Origin of the sequence: Aequorivita sp. CIP111184 (assembly GCF_900489465.1) — a bacterium.
Classification (GTDB): Bacteria; Bacteroidota; Bacteroidia; order Flavobacteriales; family Flavobacteriaceae; genus Aequorivita.
The window spans coordinates 341,737-361,332 of sequence record NZ_UEFQ01000013.1; the positions used below are offsets into that span (position 1 = coordinate 341,737).

General features: G+C 37.1%; 21 protein-coding genes. 11 read left to right on the forward strand and 10 right to left on the reverse strand.

Going from position 1 to position 19,596, the window contains the following annotated elements; translation table 11 throughout:
- Positions 1 to 85: 85 nt before the first annotated feature.
- The 5 genes from AEQU1_RS01670 to AEQU1_RS01690 all read left to right on the forward strand — a co-directional run bounded on the left by AEQU1_RS01670 (position 86) and on the right by AEQU1_RS01690 (position 4,469).
- The gene (locus AEQU1_RS01670) at positions 86 to 1,042 is read left to right on the forward strand and encodes a YheT family hydrolase (RefSeq protein ID WP_111878275.1); all 957 of its coding nucleotides are present in this window, start codon (positions 86 to 88) and stop codon (positions 1,040 to 1,042) included.
- Between the two features lie 80 nt (positions 1,043 to 1,122).
- Entirely contained in the window at positions 1,123 to 1,980 is an 858-nt protein-coding gene (locus AEQU1_RS01675) for a YicC/YloC family endoribonuclease (protein ID WP_111878277.1), read from the forward strand.
- Positions 1,981 to 2,553: a guanylate kinase gene (gmk, locus tag AEQU1_RS01680; protein ID WP_111878278.1), complete on the forward strand. Its 573-nt coding sequence runs from the start codon at positions 1,981 to 1,983 to the stop codon at positions 2,551 to 2,553. It abuts the gene before it with no gap.
- Between the two features lie 16 nt (positions 2,554 to 2,569).
- The gene (nadD, locus tag AEQU1_RS01685) at positions 2,570 to 3,160 is read left to right on the forward strand and encodes a nicotinate (nicotinamide) nucleotide adenylyltransferase (RefSeq protein ID WP_111878280.1); all 591 of its coding nucleotides are present in this window, start codon (positions 2,570 to 2,572) and stop codon (positions 3,158 to 3,160) included.
- A gap of 304 nt (positions 3,161 to 3,464) precedes the next feature.
- Positions 3,465 to 4,469 (forward strand): NAD(P)H-dependent glycerol-3-phosphate dehydrogenase, encoded by a 1,005-nt coding sequence (locus AEQU1_RS01690; protein WP_111878282.1) that lies wholly within the window; start codon positions 3,465 to 3,467, stop codon positions 4,467 to 4,469.
- A 39-nt stretch (positions 4,470 to 4,508) separates the two neighbouring features.
- Here the strand turns inward: AEQU1_RS01690 and AEQU1_RS01695 are convergent, their stop codons facing one another.
- The 6 genes from AEQU1_RS01695 to AEQU1_RS01720 all read right to left on the reverse strand — a co-directional run bounded on the left by AEQU1_RS01695 (position 4,509) and on the right by AEQU1_RS01720 (position 10,646).
- Positions 4,509 to 6,614, reverse strand: a complete 2,106-nt coding sequence (locus AEQU1_RS01695; RefSeq protein ID WP_408730892.1) for a prolyl oligopeptidase family serine peptidase — start codon at positions 6,612 to 6,614, stop codon at positions 4,509 to 4,511.
- Positions 6,615 to 6,766: 152 nt separating this feature from the next.
- Positions 6,767 to 7,147 carry a DoxX family membrane protein gene (locus tag AEQU1_RS01700; RefSeq protein ID WP_111878284.1) on the reverse strand — a complete coding sequence of 127 codons (381 nt, stop codon included), beginning with the start codon at positions 7,145 to 7,147 and terminating at the stop codon, positions 6,767 to 6,769.
- Positions 7,148 to 7,265: 118 nt separating this feature from the next.
- Positions 7,266 to 8,255: an aspartate-semialdehyde dehydrogenase gene (locus AEQU1_RS01705; RefSeq protein ID WP_111878286.1), complete on the reverse strand. Its 990-nt coding sequence runs from the start codon at positions 8,253 to 8,255 to the stop codon at positions 7,266 to 7,268.
- 133 nt (positions 8,256 to 8,388) lie between these two features.
- A complete protein-coding gene (mscL, locus tag AEQU1_RS01710; protein WP_111878288.1) occupies positions 8,389 to 8,799 on the reverse strand; it encodes a large conductance mechanosensitive channel protein MscL in 411 nt (136 codons plus the stop codon).
- A gap of 76 nt (positions 8,800 to 8,875) precedes the next feature.
- On the reverse strand, positions 8,876 to 9,985 hold the full coding sequence (alr, locus tag AEQU1_RS01715) for an alanine racemase (protein WP_111879023.1): 1,110 nt from the start codon (positions 9,983 to 9,985) through the stop codon (positions 8,876 to 8,878).
- A gap of 1 nt (position 9,986) precedes the next feature.
- Positions 9,987 to 10,646, reverse strand: coding sequence for a thymidine kinase (locus AEQU1_RS01720; protein ID WP_111878289.1), 660 nt, complete (start codon positions 10,644 to 10,646; stop codon positions 9,987 to 9,989).
- Positions 10,647 to 10,829: 183 nt separating this feature from the next.
- On the opposite strand from AEQU1_RS01720, the gene AEQU1_RS01725 reads away from it, so the two are divergent.
- Genes AEQU1_RS01725 through AEQU1_RS01740 form a run of 4 tightly spaced genes read left to right on the forward strand, consistent with a single transcriptional unit; the run spans position 10,830 to position 13,448 of the window.
- Positions 10,830 to 11,621 carry a hypothetical protein gene (locus tag AEQU1_RS01725; RefSeq protein ID WP_111878291.1) on the forward strand — a complete coding sequence of 264 codons (792 nt, stop codon included), beginning with the start codon at positions 10,830 to 10,832 and terminating at the stop codon, positions 11,619 to 11,621.
- A 10-nt stretch (positions 11,622 to 11,631) separates the two neighbouring features.
- Positions 11,632 to 11,988 (forward strand): DoxX family protein, encoded by a 357-nt coding sequence (locus AEQU1_RS01730; protein ID WP_111878292.1) that lies wholly within the window; start codon positions 11,632 to 11,634, stop codon positions 11,986 to 11,988.
- 3 nt (positions 11,989 to 11,991) lie between these two features.
- On the forward strand, positions 11,992 to 12,663 hold the full coding sequence (gene rsmI / locus AEQU1_RS01735) for a 16S rRNA (cytidine(1402)-2'-O)-methyltransferase (protein ID WP_111878294.1): 672 nt from the start codon (positions 11,992 to 11,994) through the stop codon (positions 12,661 to 12,663).
- Between the two features lie 26 nt (positions 12,664 to 12,689).
- Positions 12,690 to 13,448: a hypothetical protein gene (locus tag AEQU1_RS01740; protein WP_146743702.1), complete on the forward strand. Its 759-nt coding sequence runs from the start codon at positions 12,690 to 12,692 to the stop codon at positions 13,446 to 13,448.
- Positions 13,449 to 13,612: 164 nt separating this feature from the next.
- Here AEQU1_RS01740 and AEQU1_RS01745 read toward each other — a convergent pair whose 3' ends face one another.
- Complete coding sequence (locus AEQU1_RS01745; RefSeq protein ID WP_111878297.1) at positions 13,613 to 14,203, reverse strand: carboxymuconolactone decarboxylase family protein; 591 nt, start codon at positions 14,201 to 14,203, stop codon at positions 13,613 to 13,615.
- A 129-nt stretch (positions 14,204 to 14,332) separates the two neighbouring features.
- Between AEQU1_RS01745 and recJ the strand changes: the two genes are divergently transcribed.
- Complete coding sequence (gene recJ / locus AEQU1_RS01750; protein ID WP_111878299.1) at positions 14,333 to 16,024, forward strand: single-stranded-DNA-specific exonuclease RecJ; 1,692 nt, start codon at positions 14,333 to 14,335, stop codon at positions 16,022 to 16,024.
- Here recJ and AEQU1_RS01755 read toward each other — a convergent pair.
- The gene (locus tag AEQU1_RS01755; protein WP_111878300.1) at positions 16,014 to 16,772 is read right to left on the reverse strand and encodes a UDP-2,3-diacylglucosamine diphosphatase; all 759 of its coding nucleotides are present in this window, start codon (positions 16,770 to 16,772) and stop codon (positions 16,014 to 16,016) included. The genes recJ and AEQU1_RS01755 overlap by 11 nt on opposite strands.
- Before the next feature lie 26 nt (positions 16,773 to 16,798).
- Positions 16,799 to 17,248 carry a 6-carboxytetrahydropterin synthase gene (locus tag AEQU1_RS01760; RefSeq protein ID WP_111878302.1) on the reverse strand — a complete coding sequence of 150 codons (450 nt, stop codon included), beginning with the start codon at positions 17,246 to 17,248 and terminating at the stop codon, positions 16,799 to 16,801.
- 106 nt (positions 17,249 to 17,354) lie between these two features.
- Here AEQU1_RS01760 and AEQU1_RS01765 point away from each other — a divergent pair, with 106 nt between their 5' ends.
- Positions 17,355 to 17,990 carry a 2OG-Fe(II) oxygenase gene (locus tag AEQU1_RS01765; protein ID WP_111878303.1) on the forward strand — a complete coding sequence of 212 codons (636 nt, stop codon included), beginning with the start codon at positions 17,355 to 17,357 and terminating at the stop codon, positions 17,988 to 17,990.
- 135 nt (positions 17,991 to 18,125) lie between these two features.
- Here AEQU1_RS01765 and AEQU1_RS01770 read toward each other — a convergent pair whose 3' ends face one another.
- The gene (locus AEQU1_RS01770; protein ID WP_111878305.1) at positions 18,126 to 19,460 is read right to left on the reverse strand and encodes an MATE family efflux transporter; all 1,335 of its coding nucleotides are present in this window, start codon (positions 19,458 to 19,460) and stop codon (positions 18,126 to 18,128) included.
- Between the last annotated feature and the right edge of the window lie 136 nt (positions 19,461 to 19,596).

Consider the following 19,596-nt stretch of genomic DNA (forward strand, 5'->3'; position numbering starts at 1 on the left):
TTATAATTTTTCTACAAATTTAAAGTACTTTTGTTATGCAAGCATAGTAAATATGTTTAGTTTGTGTTAAAATTCTATTTAGAAAATGTCGCTCATTAAAAGCAATTACAAACCTACATTCCCTTTTAAAAACGGACACTTCTCCACTATTTATTCTGCCAAACTTCGTCCTTCGCCATCTTTAATCCAAGAACGCGAACGCATACAATTGTTCGATGGCGATTTTATGGATATCGATTGGTCTTTTTCTAAAACGCCAACACAAAAAGTAACAATCCTGCTCCACGGTTTGGAAGGAAACGCCCAACGGACCTATATGAAAGGCCAAGCAAAGATTTTAAACCAAAATGGCTGGGATGCTGCTGCGGTAAATTTTAGGGGCTGTAGCGGGGAGGCAAATATTTCCTATCAATCATACAACGCGGGAAAAACGGACGATTTGGAAGCGGTTATCAATTCGATTCTTAAAAAGAATAAATACAGTGAAATTGTTTTGATGGGTTTCAGCCTTGGAGGAAACTTACTTTTGAAATATTTGGGCGAACGCGAATCTTTTCCGAAGGAAATTAAAAGAGCCGTCGCCATTTCAACTCCCTTGAGTTTAAAAGGTTCTTTGGAATCCCTGAATGAATTTTCCAATTGGGTATATCGAAATTCCTTTTTGATAAATCTTCGGAAAAAATACAAATCCAAAATGAAGGATTTTCCTGAAAAAATGAACCCTTCAGATTATAAAAAAATTACCTCGCTATTACAATTCGACAATGTTTATACTGCACCAGCGCACGGATTTAAGGATGCTTTTGACTATTACGAAAAGAACAGTAGTTTACAATTTCTTCCGAATATTGAAATTCCAGTCTATATTTTGAATGCCGAAAATGACAGCTTCCTTTCTTCAGATTGTTATCCAATAGCATTGGCATCAAAAATGAAAAACCTCTATTTAGAAATACCAAAATATGGTGGCCATGTGGGTTATCACCAAACCAATAAACTTTATTACAGTGAAGAACGAGTTGTGCAATTTCTTAAAGAATAATTTCCTTTTAAAACCCGCCTACATCACTCCACTACCTCCCGCCTAATTTTCTTACCTTTGCCCTTCAATAAAACAGGAATATGATTCAATCCATGACGGGCTACGGCAAAGAAGTTGTTCAATTGCCATCCAAAACCATTACCATTGAAATAAAATCACTAAACAGTAAAGGGCTAGACCTAAATACGCGCGTTCCATCTACCTATCGTGAAAAAGAACTCGAAATCCGCGATTTGCTAGCAAAATCATTACAACGGGGGAAAGTAGATTTTTCACTTTATATTGAAGTTACGGGTGAAGAAGTTACAACCAAACTAAACGAAAGCGTTGTTAAACAATACATGAAGCAGATGGCAAATGTTGTAAACGCAGATCCCGTGGAGCTATTAAAAATGGCGGTACGTATGCCCGATGCTTTAAAAACCGAACGCGAAGAAATTGACGAAAAAGAATATGAAGTAATTTTAAAAGGAATCGAAAAAGCCCTGGAAGCTATCAACAAATACAGAACAGACGAAGGTTTAGTATTAGAGAACGACTTTTGGGAACGCGCTAAAACCATTTCAAAATTATTAGAAGATGTTATCGCTATAGATCCCGAGCGTGTAGATGCGGTAAAGGAAAGACTTAGAAAAGCTGTTTCAGATTTACAAGAAAAGGTAGACGAGAACCGTTTTGAGCAGGAATTGATTTATTACCTGGAAAAATACGACATTACCGAAGAAAAAGTTCGTCTTAAAAACCATTTGGAATATTTTGAAGAAGCATTAAAATCACACGATTCCAACGGTAAAAAACTGGGTTTCATAACACAGGAAATAGGCCGTGAAATAAATACCATTGGTAGCAAAGCAAATTATGCACCTATGCAACAAGTGGTAGTACAAATGAAGGACGAGCTTGAAAAAATTAAGGAACAAGCCCTAAATGTTTTATAGATGGAAGGAGGAAAATTGATAGTGTTTTCGGCGCCTTCCGGAAGTGGGAAAACAACCATTGTACAACATTTGTTAAAACAAGAAGACTTGAATTTAGAATTTTCGGTTTCCTGTACTTCTCGGGAAGCCCGTGGCGATGAAAAGCACGGCGAAAATTATTATTTCATTTCACTCAAAGATTTTAAGCAACACATAAAAAACGATGATTTTTTGGAGTGGGAAGAGGTGTATCGCGATAATTTTTACGGAACTCTAAAAAGTGAGGTGGAACGTATTTGGAGCCACGGAAAAAACGTGATTTTTGATATTGACGTTGTTGGTGGACTTCGCATTAAAAAGAAATATCCCGAAAGAACCTTAGCTGTTTTTGTAAAACCCCCGAGCATTGACGAACTAAAAATTCGTTTGAAAAAGCGTAAAACCGAAAGCGACGAGCGTATCAATATGCGCATAGCAAAAGCTTCAGTTGAGCTGGCTACGGCACCGCAGTTTGATTACATCATTAAAAACCACGATTTGGAAACTGCTTTAAACGAAGCCCACGATTTAGTGGAAGGTTTTATAAAAGAATAAAAAATCATATCTAGATTTGAAATCTTCAAAAAAAATAGGACTCTATTTTGGCACCTTCAACCCAATTCACATTGGTCACTTGATTATTGCCAACCACATGGTGGAGTTCAGCGATTTGGATGAAGTATGGTTTGTGGTTACGCCACATAATCCACATAAAAAGAAAAAAACACTTTTAGAAGACCATCATCGGCTAGCGATGGTTCGCATTGCAGTGGAAAACTATCCTAAACTGCAGGCCAGCAATGTAGAATTTGATTTACCTCAGCCAAATTATACGGTAAATACATTAACCTATTTGGAAGAAAAGCACCTTAAAAAGAATTTTTGCTTAATTATGGGTGAGGATAACTTGAAAAGTCTTCACAAATGGAAAAACTATGAGGTTATTTTAGAAAGATATTCAATTTACGTTTATCCAAGAATTTCCGAAGGGAATGTGGAAACACAATTTGACAATCACGAAAAAATAAAAAAAGTGGGAGCCCCTATTATCGAGCTTTCTTCAACTTTTATTCGCAAAGGAATAAAATCTGGAAAAAACATACGGCCTATGCTTTCAGCTGAGGTTTGGAAGTATTTGGATGAGATGAATTTTTATAAGTAAAAAACCGCCCCACCAAACTAGCACTTGGGGAGCGGCCTTAACTAAATAACCAACCAAAATCATTAAAATAATTCCAAAAAAAATTTGGAAATTCTACTTCAATAATCAAACCCAATAACGTCATAAAAGAAGAAAACATTGTATAGCCATTCTTAAGCTACTGTTAAATGTTTTGGAAACACTAGAATTGTGTACTTTTGAAATGCTAATTAATAATAAGCAAACCAACTGAAGATGTAGAATCTGAGCATTCCATCTTCCGTTTATAAAATATTTTTTACAGATGAATTTATCAATTAAACCAATGTCAGAAAAACCAAAATTTGCGGTCATCGGCGGTGGAAGCTGGGCCACGGCAATTGTAAAAATGCTTTGCGAAAACCTGGATGAAGTGGGTTGGTATATGCGTAGTAAAAGCTCCTTGGATTTTATAAAAAAACACGGACACAATCCCAACTATTTAAGTTCTGTAGAATTCAATTTAAAGCAATTAAAACTCAGCAACGATATAAATGAAACCGTTTCAAACGCTGACTGTCTTATCTTTGCAATTCCTTCAGCCTTCCTTCATCAAGAGCTCGAAAAATTAACCGTTTCTTTGGAGGACAAAATTATTTTTTCAGCAATTAAAGGAATCGTTCCAGAAACCAGCCTGATTGTTGGCGACCATTTTAATACTTTTTACAAAGTTCCTTTTAATAACATTGGCGTTATTTCTGGTCCCTGCCACGCAGAGGAAGTAGCCTTGGAAAGGCTTTCATATCTTACCATTGCAAGCGCAGACGCTGAAAAGGCAAAAATGATTGCAGAGGTTTTAAGCAGTGATTATATTAAATGCACCATTAGCGACGATGTTCTCGGAACCGAATATGCCGCAATGCTGAAAAACATTTACGCCGTTGCCGCCGGTATTGCGCACGGGCTTGGTTATGGTGATAATTTTCAAAGTGTGCTGATGAGCAATGCCATCCGTGAGATGAAAAAATACGTGAAAAAAGTCCACAAAATGAAGCGCGATATCAATGATTCTGCTTATTTGGGTGATTTGTTAGTTACGGGTTATTCCGTTTTTAGCCGAAACAGATTATTTGGAACAATGATTGGGAAAGGCTACACAGTGAAAAGCGCTCAACTGGAAATGAGTATGGTTGCGGAAGGCTACTATGCAACCAAAAGCGCCTATTTTCTAAATCAACAAAAAGGAAAGAAAAAGGCTAAAACTCCAATAATTGATAGTGTCTACGAAATTCTATATGAAAATAAGGACCCCAGAAAAACTTTTAAAAAATTAACTGAAAAGTTAGATTAGAAAAAGCCCCGTTATTTATGACGGGGCTTTTTTCCATTTTTATATTTTTACAGGCAATTCTTTAAAACCCATATTGAAGAGGGTAAATCCAAAAATATCGGCATATTGCTCAATGGTTTTGCTCACGGGAGTTCCAGCTCCGTGACCAGCATCAGTTTCAATACGGATTAAAACGGGGTTATTTCCAGTTTGCTTGGCCTGAAGTTCGGCAGCAAATTTAAAACTATGCGCGGGTACAACCCTGTCATCGTGATCGCCAGTGGTAACCAAAGTTGCAGGATATTCAGCTCCTTCTTTAATATTATGCAATGGTGAATACCCTTTTAAATATTCAAACATTTCCTTGCTGTCTTCCGAAGTTCCATAATCATAAGCCCAACCAGCTCCAGCGGTAAATGTGTGGTAACGCAACATATCCAATACCCCAACAGCTGGAAGTGCTACTTTCATTAAATCGGGACGTTGGGTCATTGTTGCGCCCACTAGCAAACCCCCGTTTGAACCTCCGCGAATGGCGAGATAGTCGTGGGAAGTATAATTGTTTTTAATTAAATATTCTCCCGCTGCAATAAAATCGTCAAATACGTTTTGTTTTTTCATCTGTGTTCCGGCATCGTGCCATTTCTTACCATATTCACCGCCACCTCGAAGATTGGGTACTGCATAAATCCCGCCTTGCTCCATCCATACAGCATTTGCAATGCTGAAACTGGGTGTAAGACTGATGTTGAATCCACCATAACCGTAAAGAATCGTTGGATTTTTACCGTCCATTTTTAGCCCCTTTTTATGGGTGATAATCATAGGGATTTTTGTTCCATCCTTTGAAGGATAGAAAACCTGATTGCTTTCGTAATTCTCTGGATTAAAATCTATTTTAGGTTTAATAAATAATTCTGAATTGCCATTTGCAATGTCAAATTTATAAATACTTCCAGGCGTTACATAATTAGTAAAGGAATAGTAAAGTTCCTTCTCTTCCTTCTTTGTTCCAAAACCACCTGCAGAACCTACTCCTGGTAGCTTGATTTCACGAATTAGTTTACCATTATAATCATATTGCATTACCTTGGAAACTGCATCTACCATATAGTTCGCAAAAATATAACCACCCCCTGTGCTAGGCGAAAGTACATTTTCAGTTTCAGGTAGAAATTCCTTCCAATTATTTGGAGTTGGGTTCTTGGCATCAACTGTTACAATTTTTTTATTTGGCGCATTCCTATTGGTAACAATGTACAGTTTGGAACCTACGTTTTCAATTATATAAGTGTCTGTATCGGTATTATCCAAAATGGTTATAAACTTGCTATCTTTCTTTGTAAGATCTTTTATGAAAAGTTTATTTCCGGAAGTAGAAGTACTGGCCCTTATGATTAAATAATTATTGTCTTCGGTTACATTAGCGCCAATATAGCGGTGTTTCTCGTTGGGTGTTGCGCCAAAAATCAATTTATCGTCACTTTGCGGCGTTCCCATTTTATGGTAATAAACTTTGTGTTGATCGGTCTTTGCAGAAAGTTCGCTGCCCTCGGGCTTGTCATAGCTAGAATAGTAAAATCCTTCTTCGGCTTTCCAAGAAAGACCGCTGAATTTAATATCTTTCAAGGTATCGCCTACCAACTTTTTTGTTTCAGTATTCATCACGAGTACCTTACGCCAATCGCTACCGCCTTCTGAAATACTATAAGCCAGTTTGCTGCCATCTTTTGAAAAACTTGTTTCTCCCAAAGAAATGGTTCCATCCTCTTTAAATGTATTTGGATCTAAAAATACTTCAGCTGTTTTTGGGTCTTCGCCAGTTTTGTAACGGTAAATAGCGTATTGGTTTTGCAGTCCGTCATTTTTATAGAAATAGGTAAAATTTCCTTCGTGAAATGGCGCGCTAACTTTTTCATAATTCCAAAGATCGGAAAGACGTTTTCTCAAATCTTCACGAAAAGGTATTTTTTCCAAATAACCAAAGGTTACTTCGTTTTCATCTTTTACCCAAGCTGCGGTTTCTGCACTGCGATCATCTTCCAACCAACGGTATGGGTCTTTCACTTCAACACCAAAATAGGTGTCCACAGTATTTATTTTTTTTGTTTGAGGATAGGTCACTGGAATTACTTCTTTTTTAGACTGTGCATTCCCAATAAACATAGAAAGCACCACGATTACAGATACGATTGAAAATTTCATGGAATTTAATTTTTAAGAATTGTAAATGTAATGCTTTTCTCTTTAATCAAAATATTACGCAAAAAAAAAGGCTCCCATTTGGCAGCCTTTTTCTTTAACTGGAACACTGATTTTCAGTGAAATAATGGTCTGTATACTTTCCAATGTTTATATATTAATACGATATTCAAAACCACTACAACTAAAGCCACAAAAAGGCCAGGAGTATCCATAAATAGATGGAATAGCAAAACATTTAATGTAATGGGTGCTAATAAAAGCAAAGCAAAAGGAACCCATTTATTAATAAGCAACAGCAAACCAACAAAGATTTCAAAAGTTCCAATAACTTTTAAAATATAGCCCGTGTTACTGAGTGAGTCAATAAAAATAGCCGCATCTCCTGTATAAATATGCGTTGGCATAAAGTTGAAATTAATCATCTTACTCAGTCCAAAAAAGAGTAATCCTAAGCCTAAAAAGATCCTCAGGATTTTAGTAAAAGTTGAATTCATAGGCTTTACGTTTAAGGGTTAATGTTTAAAGGTACTGAAAAATAAAAAACGCACCTTGATTAAAAGTGCGTTTTTTTAACAAAATTTTAAAAGTATTTGTAATTTTTATCTTAAAAATCTATACCAGTTTGTTGTTTACCAAGTATTCTGCAATTTGAACGGCATTGGTTGCAGCGCCTTTGCGAAGATTATCACTAACTATCCACATATTTAATGTGTTAGGTTGCGTTTCATCCCGACGAATTCTTCCAACAAACACATCATCTTTATCGTGGGCATATATTGGCATTGGATATGTGTTTGTATCGGGATTGTCTTGCACTATTATTCCTGGGGTTTCGTGCAATATTTTTCGAATATCACTCAATTCAAAATCATTTTCAAATTGCACATTTACTGCCTCGCTATGGCCTCCCGCCGTAGGAATTCTTACTGCTGTAGCAGTAACTGAAAAAGTACGGTCATTCAATATTTTTTGAGGCTCGCGCGCTAATTTCATTTCTTCTTTAGTATATCCGTTATCCTCAAAAACATCACAATGCGGTAATGCGTTTTTGTGGATTGGATATGGATATGCCATTTCGCCTTTTATACCAGCCATTTCGTTCTCCATTTGTTGGACAGCTTTTAAACCAGTACCTGAAACCGATTGATAAGTGGAAACAACAACGCGCTTCATTTTGTATTTTTTATGAAGCGGCGCCAGAGCCATCACCAATTGTATTGTTGAGCAATTTGGGTTAGCTATTATTTTATCATCCTTGTTTAACAAATTCGCATTAATTTCGGGAACTATAAGCTTTTTGTCAGGTTCCATACGCCAAGCAGAAGAGTTGTCTATTACCGTTGTTCCAACCTCAGCGAATTTTGGAGCCCATTCTAAAGATATGTTCCCGCCAGCTGAAAAAAGCGCAATATTGGGCCTTGCCGCAACAGCTTCCTTTAATCCTATTACTTTATAAGTTTTCCCTTTAAAAGTTATCTCTTTTCCAACAGATTTTTCCGAAGCTACCAAAAGTAATTCGTCAATAGGGAAGTTGCGTTCTTGTAAAACTTTCAACATTACTTCACCAACCATTCCTGTTGCACCGATTAAAGCTAATTTCATTGTTATTGAATTTTACGCAAAAGTAGTTTATAGCATGTTATTTTTTCTGAATATAACGTAAAAAAGAACCCTCCATCGCGTAAAGCTTTAGAGGGTTTAAGGTTAAAATATGTAATGCAGCGGTGGCTGAAAATTATTTTTTTCGAAGTTCATCGCGAATTTCCATCAACAAATCTACTTCTGATGGTCCCGGATCTGGCGCGGGTGCTGCTTCTTTCTTTGCTCTTACTTTAGCATATGCTTTTACAATCAAGAACAATACAAAACCTACAATTATAAGGTTAATGAGTGCATTGATCCATTTTCCCCACATTATAGCGTTTTCAGGTTTGGCCACTTCACCGTCTGGACCAATTACAGCAGGATCAAGCACATATTTAAGGTCGGCAAAATCCATTCCGCCAGTAAAATGCCCCACTATTGGCATGATTATATCATTTGTAAATCCTGTAACAACAAGCCCTACAGCTCCAGCCAGAATTACGGCAACAGCCAAATCGACCACATTACCGGTCATAATAAAATCTCTGAAATCTTTTAACATATTGATTGGTTTAGTTGTTAATAGCCACTAATTTAGTTAAAAAGAATTCATTTCTAAAAAAATTTGTTTGATAAATTTACTTTCTCAGCACTACTCGCTTCACTCTTTGTGAAATTGCAGTTATCAATTCATAGGAAATAGAATTGATGGCAGCAGATAGCTCTTCAGCAGTTGTGGAAGGCCCAAAAATAATTGCTTCATCTCCTTCTTCACAATTTATATTAGTTACATCAACCATAATCATATCCATACATACATTTCCAAGAATAGGGGCCTTTTCATCATTAATAGTGACCCAACCCTTGCCTTTGCCGTAGGAACGTGGAATACCGTCTGCATGCCCAATAGAAAGCGTAGCCGAACGAGTTATTTTTTCAGCAATAAATCCACGGTTGTAGCCCACACTTTCCCCTTTTTGAACGGTGTGAATTTGTGAAATAATCGTTTTTAAAGTTCCGATAGGTTTTAAATGTTTGTTTTCTTCTTTATCGTTTCCAAAGCCATAAAGACCAATTCCTGTTCTAACCATATCAAAATGTGCTTCGGGATAATTGATAATGCCAGAAGTGTTTGCACAATGGAGCAAAGGTTTGTAGCCAAGTTTGGATATTAATTTTTCGGAAATTTTTCGGAATGTTTCAATCTGACCGAGAGTGAATTCTCTAAGATTTAAATCTTCACTCGCAGCAAGATGCGAAAAAACTGATTTTACTTTTATACTTTGGCTTTTGGACAGTATTTCGGCAATCCATGAAATATCTTCCTCAACAAAACCCAAACGATTTAAACCTGTATTGAATTTTAGATGAATTGGATAATTGGTCTGCTTTTTTTCTTCCGCAAAAGCTATAAATTCTTCCAAAATTTTCCGTGAATAAATGCTTGGTTCCATGCACCGATCCACAATCTCTTCAAAATTAACGGGAAGAGGATGCAGTACTAAAATCGGGGTTTCAATCTTTGCATTTCTTAGTGTTGTGCCCTCGTTGGCATAGGCAACTGAAAAGTAATCAACGCCCAGTTCCACAAGCTCCTTTGCAACAACTACAGAATCGCTTCCGTAGGCAAAGGCTTTCACAACGGCAAGAACTTTAGTTTCAGGTTTTAATTTTGAAGTAAGGTATCTGTAATTATCGTCAAGTGCATTAAGGTCTATCTCCAATAATGTTTCTTTGGCTTTGGGCATATTATGCTTGTTTTCCAGTTTTTTCGGAAGATTTGTTCTCATTAATTTCTTCGGCATCCTTCACTTCCAGTTTTACTACTTTATCCCGAAGTTGTGCTTTATAAAAAGCCGCACGGCTCAAAGGCTCATATTCTTCGGTTTCCCCGAGCAAAACCAAGGCTTCACTTTTTGCTTTTCGATAACTGTAATGAGCTAGATTTCCAGTACGGGTACAAACTGCATGTACTTTGGTAACATATTCAGCAGTTGCCATTAAAGCCGGCATGGGGCCAAATGGGTTTCCTTTATAGTCCATATCGAGCCCTGCAACAATTACACGTACGCCCCGATTGGCGAGGTCATTACACACTTTTACGATTTCGTCATCAAAAAATTGAGCTTCATCAATACCAACTACATCACAATTATCTGCTAGGATTGGAATATTTGCTGCAGCCGGAACAGGCGTAGAACGAATCTTATTACTGTCGTGGCTGGTTACAGCATCTTCAGCATATCGCGTGTCTATTGAAGGTGTGAAAATTTCTACTTTCTGACGGGCAAATTGGGCACGTTTCAACCTCCTGATAAGTTCTTCGGTCTTTCCTGAAAACATAGAACCGCAGATAACTTCAATCCAGCCAAATTGTTCTTTCTGATTTACGGTATTTTCAAGAAACATAGTTTAATTTTACGCGAAACATTAGGCATCAATAATATTTCCAAAAGAATATTCAACTTGAAGATTGCTTGAAACCATTAAAAATTATGGATTTAAACAAGAAAACAAAAATAGTTGACGTTTACATAAAGGATGCGTAAATTTATAAAAACAAAATAGAAATTCAGTTTAATTTAAAAAGATATGAAGAAGAAAATCCGCGAGCAGGTAATAGTGCTGGCACAGCAATTGATTGATGAAGAGAAAACTTTTAAAACCGCTTCCATAAAGAGGTTGGTGAGCGAATTATATGAAAAATTGGCCATTCTTGAATATCTTGAAAATCAAGTTGGAGATGATTCACGAGAACCTAATGTAGAATCTTTAGACTCAAAAAGTTTTAGGGAAGAAAATTGGTTTACGGAGCCCGAACCCGTGCCACAGCCCGATCATAAAGAAGATCTTATTGAGCCCCTAATGGAAAAAATAAAAGATATTGTGGCGCAAATGCCAGAAGAAAGTGAACGCATTGATGAATTGCTGGACGAAATGCTTCCTAAAAATCAAGAAACAGTTCGCCCCCAGATTGAAGAAAAACAATCTGTAAAATACACGAAAAACGATTTAGAAGAATTTGCTTCAAACTATCAGCAAATGCCCGAATTTGAGCGTAAAACCCTAGAGCTTTTCCCAAAATCCATTGAAGGAAAAGAGGCCAGTAAAACAATGACCGAATCTCGCGCCAGATCTTTGAATGATTCAATAAACAAAGGATTGAACATTGGGCTAAACGACCGCTTGGCATTCATAAAACATCTTTTTGAAGGACAGGCCGAAGATTATACCCGCGTGCTTTCACAGATAAACACCATGGAAAATTATGAAGAAGCCCAAAGTTTTATAAAGGGCAAAGTGAAGCCAGATTATAACTATTGGCTAAACAAAGAAGAATATTCTGAGCGGTTTATGCACATTATAGAAAAAAGTTTCAACTAAACCCGCATTTATGGCAGCCCAAAAAATCATCTATTGGATAGCCACAGGACTAATCAGCGCCCTGTTTCTGTATTCGGCATTTATGTATTTAACAGACACCGCGGTAATTGAAGGCTACTATCAGGATTATCAATATCCATCCTATTTAGTAATTCCGATGGCCCTTGCAAAAATTTTAGCAATCGTTTTTATCTTATTGCGAAAACCGAAATGGGTAATGGAATGGGCCTACGCCGGACTTTTTTTTGATATGACACTTGCGTGCTTTGCGCATTATAACATCAGTGATCCTGGAATTACCTTACCCTTAGTGGGAATTGTATTATTGCTAACTTCCTATTTCTTTGGGAAAACAGTTCGCCCTTAAACTATGGCAAAACTCTATTTGGTGCCCACGCCCATCGGCAATTTAAAAGATATGACCTTTCGCGCTATAGAAGTACTGAAAGATGTAAATCTCATCCTAGCCGAAGACACCCGAAACAGCGGAAAACTTCTGAAGCATTTTGAAATCGGTACTCAAATGCACTCCCACCACATGCACAACGAGCATAAAACGGTGGAAGGCATTGTAAAAAGAATTCAAAGCGGTGAAAACATTGCGCTAATTAGCGATGCCGGAACTCCAGCCATTAGCGATCCTGGATTTTTATTGACTCGCGCCTGTGTGGAAGCTGGTATTGAAGTAGATTGCCTTCCCGGTGCCACCGCTTTCGTTCCAGCATTGGTAAACAGCGGATTTCCAAATGATAAATTTATTTTTGAAGGCTTTCTCCCCGTTAAAAAAGGAAGACAAACCCGACTCGAACTTTTAGCCGAAGAAACTCGCACAGTTATTTTTTATGAATCACCGCATAAGCTGCTTAAAACACTCGCCCAATTTGTTGAATTTTTTGGAGCAGAAAGACAAATTTCCGTTTCGCGAGAAATCACGAAGCTACATGAAGAAACCGTTCGGGGTTCTGCGGAAGAAGTTTTAAAGCATTTTGAAAACAAACCGCCAAAAGGTGAGATTGTGGTTGTTGTTGCGGGTAAGAAATGAGAAAAATCTATTGAAAAAAATAACGAATGAGAGAGCTTTTAGTATTAATGATTTTAATTGCTTTTTCTGGATGCAAGAAATCTGATGCTGAAAAAAAGGAAACAATTCGCGTTTCCGAAGAATTAAATGAAAAAGGTATTATTGAAAATTCTGAATGCCCACCAGGCTTATTATATGGAGTTGCACAGTTAGATGGTTTTAAAGTATACCTTCAAAAAACAAACAAAAGTGATTTTGAAAAACGAAACGCCGAAGACTTTATAAAATTCCATAAAACAGAAAATAGTGATTCATTAGAAAAAGCAGTTCAAAAAAGGTTCCCAGATATTTTCTACAAAAATGATGGCTGTTATTTATTCCACTCAAAAAACCAAAAGGAAGAGATTATTGTAATGAATTATATTTCTCCAGATACGAAGAGTTCTGGGGCATATAAGTTTGTTGGCTCATACAAAGACTTCATTTTAATAAATAAGCAATATTATGAAGGAGAAGGTTATCTTGTTATTAATACAGCTAATAGAGAAATGTATTCATTTGCAAATGAACCAAGGTTTATGAACGAACACAGATTATATAGCCTCGGAGATAATTATGGCACCACAGATCTGCAAGTATATGATTTCGAAGAAGACAGGTATATGGCAATCGAAATTAGTAACTTACAAGGTTTTAGACCTAGAGAAAATTATCCTCATTATAATGGATCTCTCGTTAGTATAAAGTTCGATCATTCATTAGGTTCTAGCTTTTATGAATTTCATATCCAAGAAAATTCTCGCTAATTTTTTTCTTTATATATGTTTCCCTTTATTCCACCCATGCTTTCCAAGATATTGCTCCCCACTTTCTATAGCGCCATCTTTTAGACAACGCAACGGAAAGTTTTAAAAAATCAAGAAGAAAAAAGTTCTTGATTTTTTAAAACAACCACCATACACCACGGGAACTAAACATGCTTCCCCTTATTCCATCCATGCTTCCCAAGATACTGCTCGCCACTTTCCACCGCACCATCTTCAATGGAAGTCCCCATAGAATCATTCCAGCGGTTTAAATATCCAAAGAGTGAAATAACGCCTAACATTTCCACGATTTCACCTTCGTTCCAGTATTTGTAAAGTCTTTGTTTAATTTCTTCATTAACTACATTTGGTACTTGGCTGGCGGCCAAAGAAAAATCGAGCGCAGCACGCTCAGATTCCGAAAAAGCGGAATGAGTTCTATATTCCCAAATATTGTCCAATTGCTCCTGCTCCGCTCCGTAACGTTCTGCAGCGCGAATGGCGTGTGCTTGGCAATAACGGCAACCCGTGGCATTGCTGCTTACCCAAGCAATCATTCTTTTTAAAGCTGACGTAACCTTGCCTTCATTTGCCATTACTGCTTTATTGAGATTTATAAATGCTTTGCTAATTGCTGGACGATGCTGCATAGTGAGCACGCTGTTTGGGCAAAAGCCAAGTGTTTCGTTAAAAAATTCAGCCAATTGTTTAGTTTCGGCGTCGTGGTTTGGGGAAAGTGGGGTTACTAATGGCATTTAAAATATTTTTGAACTTCCAAAATACAAAATAGAATTTGTAATTTTACAACTCTCCCCTTTATTTAATATTCACAACCAATCCATTTTTGGAATTTGTAATTTTAATCTTTTGAATTTACGAAGTATATGCGCTGGACCATAAAACCAAAACCCGATCCCGAAAAAGTGAATTCGCTTTCAAAAGCTTTGAAGGTGGAACCAATAATCGCTTCCCTTTTGGTACAGCGCGGTGTGGAAACTTTTGAGGAAGCCGAAAAATTTTTCCGCCCAAGTCTGGACGATCTTCACAATCCTTTTTTAATGCAGGATATGGACAAAGCCGTTCTTCGAATTGAAAAAGCAATCGAAAAAGAAGAAAATATTTTAATCTACGGCGATTATGATGTGGATGGAACTACAAGTGTAGCGCTGCTTTCTTCATATTTAAAAAGTTATTATCCAAATGTTTCAACTTACATTCCTGACCGATATGACGAAGGTTACGGAGTTTCCTATAAAGGAATTGATTATGCTGAGGACAATGGTTTTTCGCTAATCATTGCCTTGGATTGCGGTATAAAAGCAATTGAAAAAGTGGCTTATGCTTCTGAAAAAAATATCGATTTCATTATCTGCGATCACCACCGACCGGGAAAGGAAATACCAAAAGCCATTGCGGTGCTCGACCCAAAACGCGAAGATTGTGAATATCCGTACAAAGAACTCTGTGGTTGCGGCGTTGGGTTTAAACTGATTCAAGGGTTGGCAACAAAAAGAGACCAGAAAATTGAAGATTTGTTGCTTTATTTAGATCTGGTAGCCACCGCAATTGCGGCAGACATTGTTCCAATCACTGGCGAAAATAGAATACTCGCACATTACGGACTGAAAGTGATAAACAGCAATCCGCGGACGGGAATTCAGGCAATTTTAAAACAAGTAAAAAAAGAAACGCTCACCATTACTGATGTAGTTTTCATTATCGCTCCACGCATCAATGCCGCCGGAAGGATGAAACACGGAAACCACGCCGTCACCTTACTTACAGAAACTGATTCTGAAAAAGCTGAAACCTATGCTGCTGAAATTGAAACCTTCAACACAGATCGCAGAGAAGCCGACAAACAAATTACAGAAGAAGCGCTTCAGCAAATAATTCAAAATAAAGAGGAAGAACGAAAGACCACGGTGGTTTATCAAGAAAACTGGCACAAAGGCGTTATCGGTATCGTGGCTTCCCGCTTAACCGAAACCTATTATCGTCCAACTTTGGTGTTTACAAAAAGTGGTGAGAAGCTTGCTGCTTCCGCCCGTTCCGTAAAAGGTTTTGATGTTTACAATGCTTTGGAAAGCTGCTCAGAGCATATTGAACAATTTGGCGGACATATGTATGCGGCGGGTTTGACCCTTTTCGAAAAAGATTTCGAAAACTTTAAAAATGAATTTGAACGTGTAGTTTCTGAAACTATTGATCCGCATTTACTTACACCTGAAATTAGAATAGATTCCGAAATTGATTTAAATGAAATTACTCCAAAATTTTTCAGAATTTTAAAACAGTTTGCACCCTTCGGCCCAGGAAATATGACGCCAACGTTTATGACACAAAACTTAAAAGATACTGGCTGGGGGAAATGTGTTGGTGAGGACAAAACACATCTACGTGTTGTGGTGAAGCAAGGAAATTCCAATCAATTTACAGGAATTGGTTTCAGTATGGCTGAAAAAAGTGATATTGCTTGCAACGGAAAACCCTTTAAAGCTGCCTATTGTATTGATGAAAACGAATGGCAGGGAAATGTGAGCTTACAGCTTCGTTTGAAAGATATTATGGAGTAAATGTTTTCAGCTCAAAATTTTCCCCATTAAAAACGCCGTAGGTATAATGGTTTATCCAATCGCCAAGGTTATAATATTTTGAGTTTTCACCTACTTTAATTTCCATTGGTAAATGACGATGGCCAAAGATGAAATAATCAAAATGCTTACTTTCCAGTTTTCGTTTTGAATATTGTGCCAGCCATTCCCGATCTTCACCCAAAAACTGCTTATCCTCGTCGCCAGAAATCAATTTATTTTTTACTGAAAGATGCTGTGCCACACGCACGCCAATATCTGGATGTAACCAACGGAAAAGCCATTTAAAGAATGGATTGGTAAACACTCTCTTCATTCTTTTGTAACCTTTATCACCCGGACCTTTTCCGTCGCCGTGGCCTATAAAAAAATGCTTGTTATTAAATACAAATTCCTTGGGGTTATGGTAAACGGGAATATTCAGTTCCTTTTCAAAATAGTCGTGCATCCACAAATCGTGATTTCCTACAAAAAAATGTATTTGAATACCACTATCACGAAGTTCAGCCAACTTGCCTAAAACACGTATAAAGCCTTTTGGCACAACGGTTCTGTATTCAAACCAAAAATCGAAAAGATCACCGAGCAAGAAAATTACTTCAGCGTCGTGTTTAATACTGTCCAGCCATTTCACAAAAATTTTTTCGCGTGGCAAGCTTTCGACCTGTGTGGGCGCGCCAAGATGGTTGTCGCTAGAAAAGTATATTTTTTTACCTGGCGGAATTTGCATATTCAAAGATAGGAAAGAGATTCGGTTTAATTATCCCCAGCAAACCACTCTGCATAACTGCTGTCGGTTTCCTGTAATTTTAGGGAGTGAAGCTGAATATTTTTTGGTAAACGGTTTTTTATTTTTTCAGAAAAATCAATTACCATCATTTCGCTGGTTGGCTGATAATCTACGAGTAGTACACTGTGGCCGCGATCGCTTAATTCTTTTGCCAATTCTACGTGCGGCGTGTTTTTATTGAAAACGGTGGAATGATCAAAAACATCTACAATTTCTTCCTTTACTATTTTTTTTAGATCGCCAAAATCTATAACCATCCCAAATTTTACGTTTTTGTTATCTTCAATTGGAGCACCAATTACGGTTACAGAAAGCTTATAACTGTGCCCGTGAACATTTCTACATTTACCGTCGTAGCCGTATAGGGCGTGACCGGTTTCAAAAGAAAAAATTTTGGTAATTCGTATTGCTTGCATGGCTTTACTTTAGGCTTCAAAGATACTGTTTTTGAAAGGAAAATTATTTTCTGAAAACCTATAGATTTCTAGCATATATTTGTCCACTTTTTTAAAGGAAACGAAAATGACCGAAGAACTTTTTGAACAACTGGAATTTATTGAAAACCCGCTGTTTGAAAATATTATTGCCAACCTGCTTAAGCAGCAATACAGCATTGTAAATAATTTTTTTTCTTCGGAAGAAGTTGCCATTTTACGCAATTCATTACTTGCGAAATATGAAGCAGATCGTTTTAAAAAATCGGCAATTGGCAATCGTACCAACGAAGAAATTGATAAAACGATACGCGGCGATTTTATTCTCTGGATGGATGAAAAGAATGCTAATGATGCCGAACTGCTTTTCTTCAAGAAAATAAATGAGCTTGTCAATTACTTAAATAAAACCTGTTTTTTAGGAATTCTACATAAAGAGTTTCACTACGCCGTTTATCCCAAAGGCACTTTTTACAAGCGGCATTTAGACACTTTTCAAAACGATGATCGTCGAAAACTTTCCATTGTTTGCTATTTGAACGAGGATAATTGGCTTCCCGAAAATGGTGGCGAGCTTACTATTTATACTGAAAAAGAGGCATTAGGTATTTTACCACTTCCGGGACGGTTAGTTATTTTTGAAAGTCAATTGTTAGAACACGAAGTGAAAGTGGTAAAAGCTTCGGAGCGTTTGAGTATTACCGGTTGGTTAAAAACACGCTAACGCATTCTTTACTATTTTTTCTTCAATTTTTGATATACCACAACAGCAATAACTAAAACTGCCAATATTAAAAAAAGGCCGGGGCCACCGAGAAATTTAAGAATATCCATTGCTTACGATTTTTAGTAAATGTATTTAATTTTCAATTAGCGGAATATATTTTCTTCGGAATTTGATCATCAACGCTACCGCGCGATATGCTACCCAAACTATAAGTGCTGCCCAAATTCCTATTAAACCCCAATGCATATACTTTGAAAAATAGAGCACTGGAATAAAACCGAAAATGGTTGCTCCCAACAATACATTTCTTAGATAGCTCATTTCACCCAACCCCTTAAAAATGGAATCTAACGTAAATGCCATTGCGTTAAATGGCAAACAAATAAGCACCATAAAAAACATGCTATAAAATATAGAAAGCACTTTTTCATCTTTATTGAAGATAAGGCCCAAAGGTTCGTAAAGTAAAAGCCCAACCAGGACGAGCATGGCAGCAACTCCAAAATTATATAGATTTACTTTCTTGGTTAGTTTCCAAAGCGAGCTGTAATTGCGTTCGCCCAAAAGTTTTCCGCTCAGAATATTTCCTGCAGCCCCGTAACCGTCAATAAAAAAAGCTGTGAAAATCCAAATATTGAATGCTATTGTGTGTGCGGCAATATATTCCTTTCCCAAATCAGCAGCTTCGCGGGTTGCAAGAATTAGTGCAGTATTTAAAGCCACGGAGCGTAAAAAAAGATTTAAACTCATATTGACCAAGCGTTTAATTTCAGGATGTAAAGGAAGTTTCAGTTTTAATGAGATTTCAGTTTTCTTCATAAGAAAAATAAAAGCAATGATAGCCATTACTGCTTGTGAGAAAAGGCTTGCCCAAGCTGCGCCCTTAATTCCCATAGGTGAAATATATCCGTCAATTCCATAGACCAATGCGAAATCCAGACCAATATTTAGCACAGCCCCAATGGCTGCGATAATCATTGGCCAAAAGGTATTTTGAAGTCCGCGGAAGAGTCCAAAAACCGCAAAAGTGAAAAGCGTAAGCGGAAAGCCCCAAACGCGAATGTTGTAATAATCAATACTGAAAGAAAGAATCATTCCTTCAGCATTAAGTAATTTAAAAATTTCTTCAACAAAAAAATAGGTTGAAAACAATACTATTATGCTGAGGGCAATATTGAAATAAATTGCTTGCGCAGGAAAATTGTGAAGATCCTTTAATTTTCCGGCACCCAGATTTTGTGAAACAATGGCAGAAATAGCACTTCGGGTCTGCCCTAAAATCCAAATTAAAGCTGAAAGAAAAGAACCAACAATCCCTACAGCTGCAAGAGATTCGATACCGAAATCTTTTATATTTCCCACAACAGCGGCATCTGTGGCAGAAAGTACCGGCTCTGCAATCCCAGAAATAATAGCTGGAATGGCGAGTTGTTGGATTCGTTTAAAAGAAATGTCTGTATGTAGCATTTTGGAAAAGCAAAACTACGGAAATGTGAAAAGTATAGCAGAATGGTTTTGATATAAAAATTTATAATTATTTCAAATTGTTAAACAATTATACGTTTAATGATATTTAACCTTAATTTTGCATTCAATTAAAAAA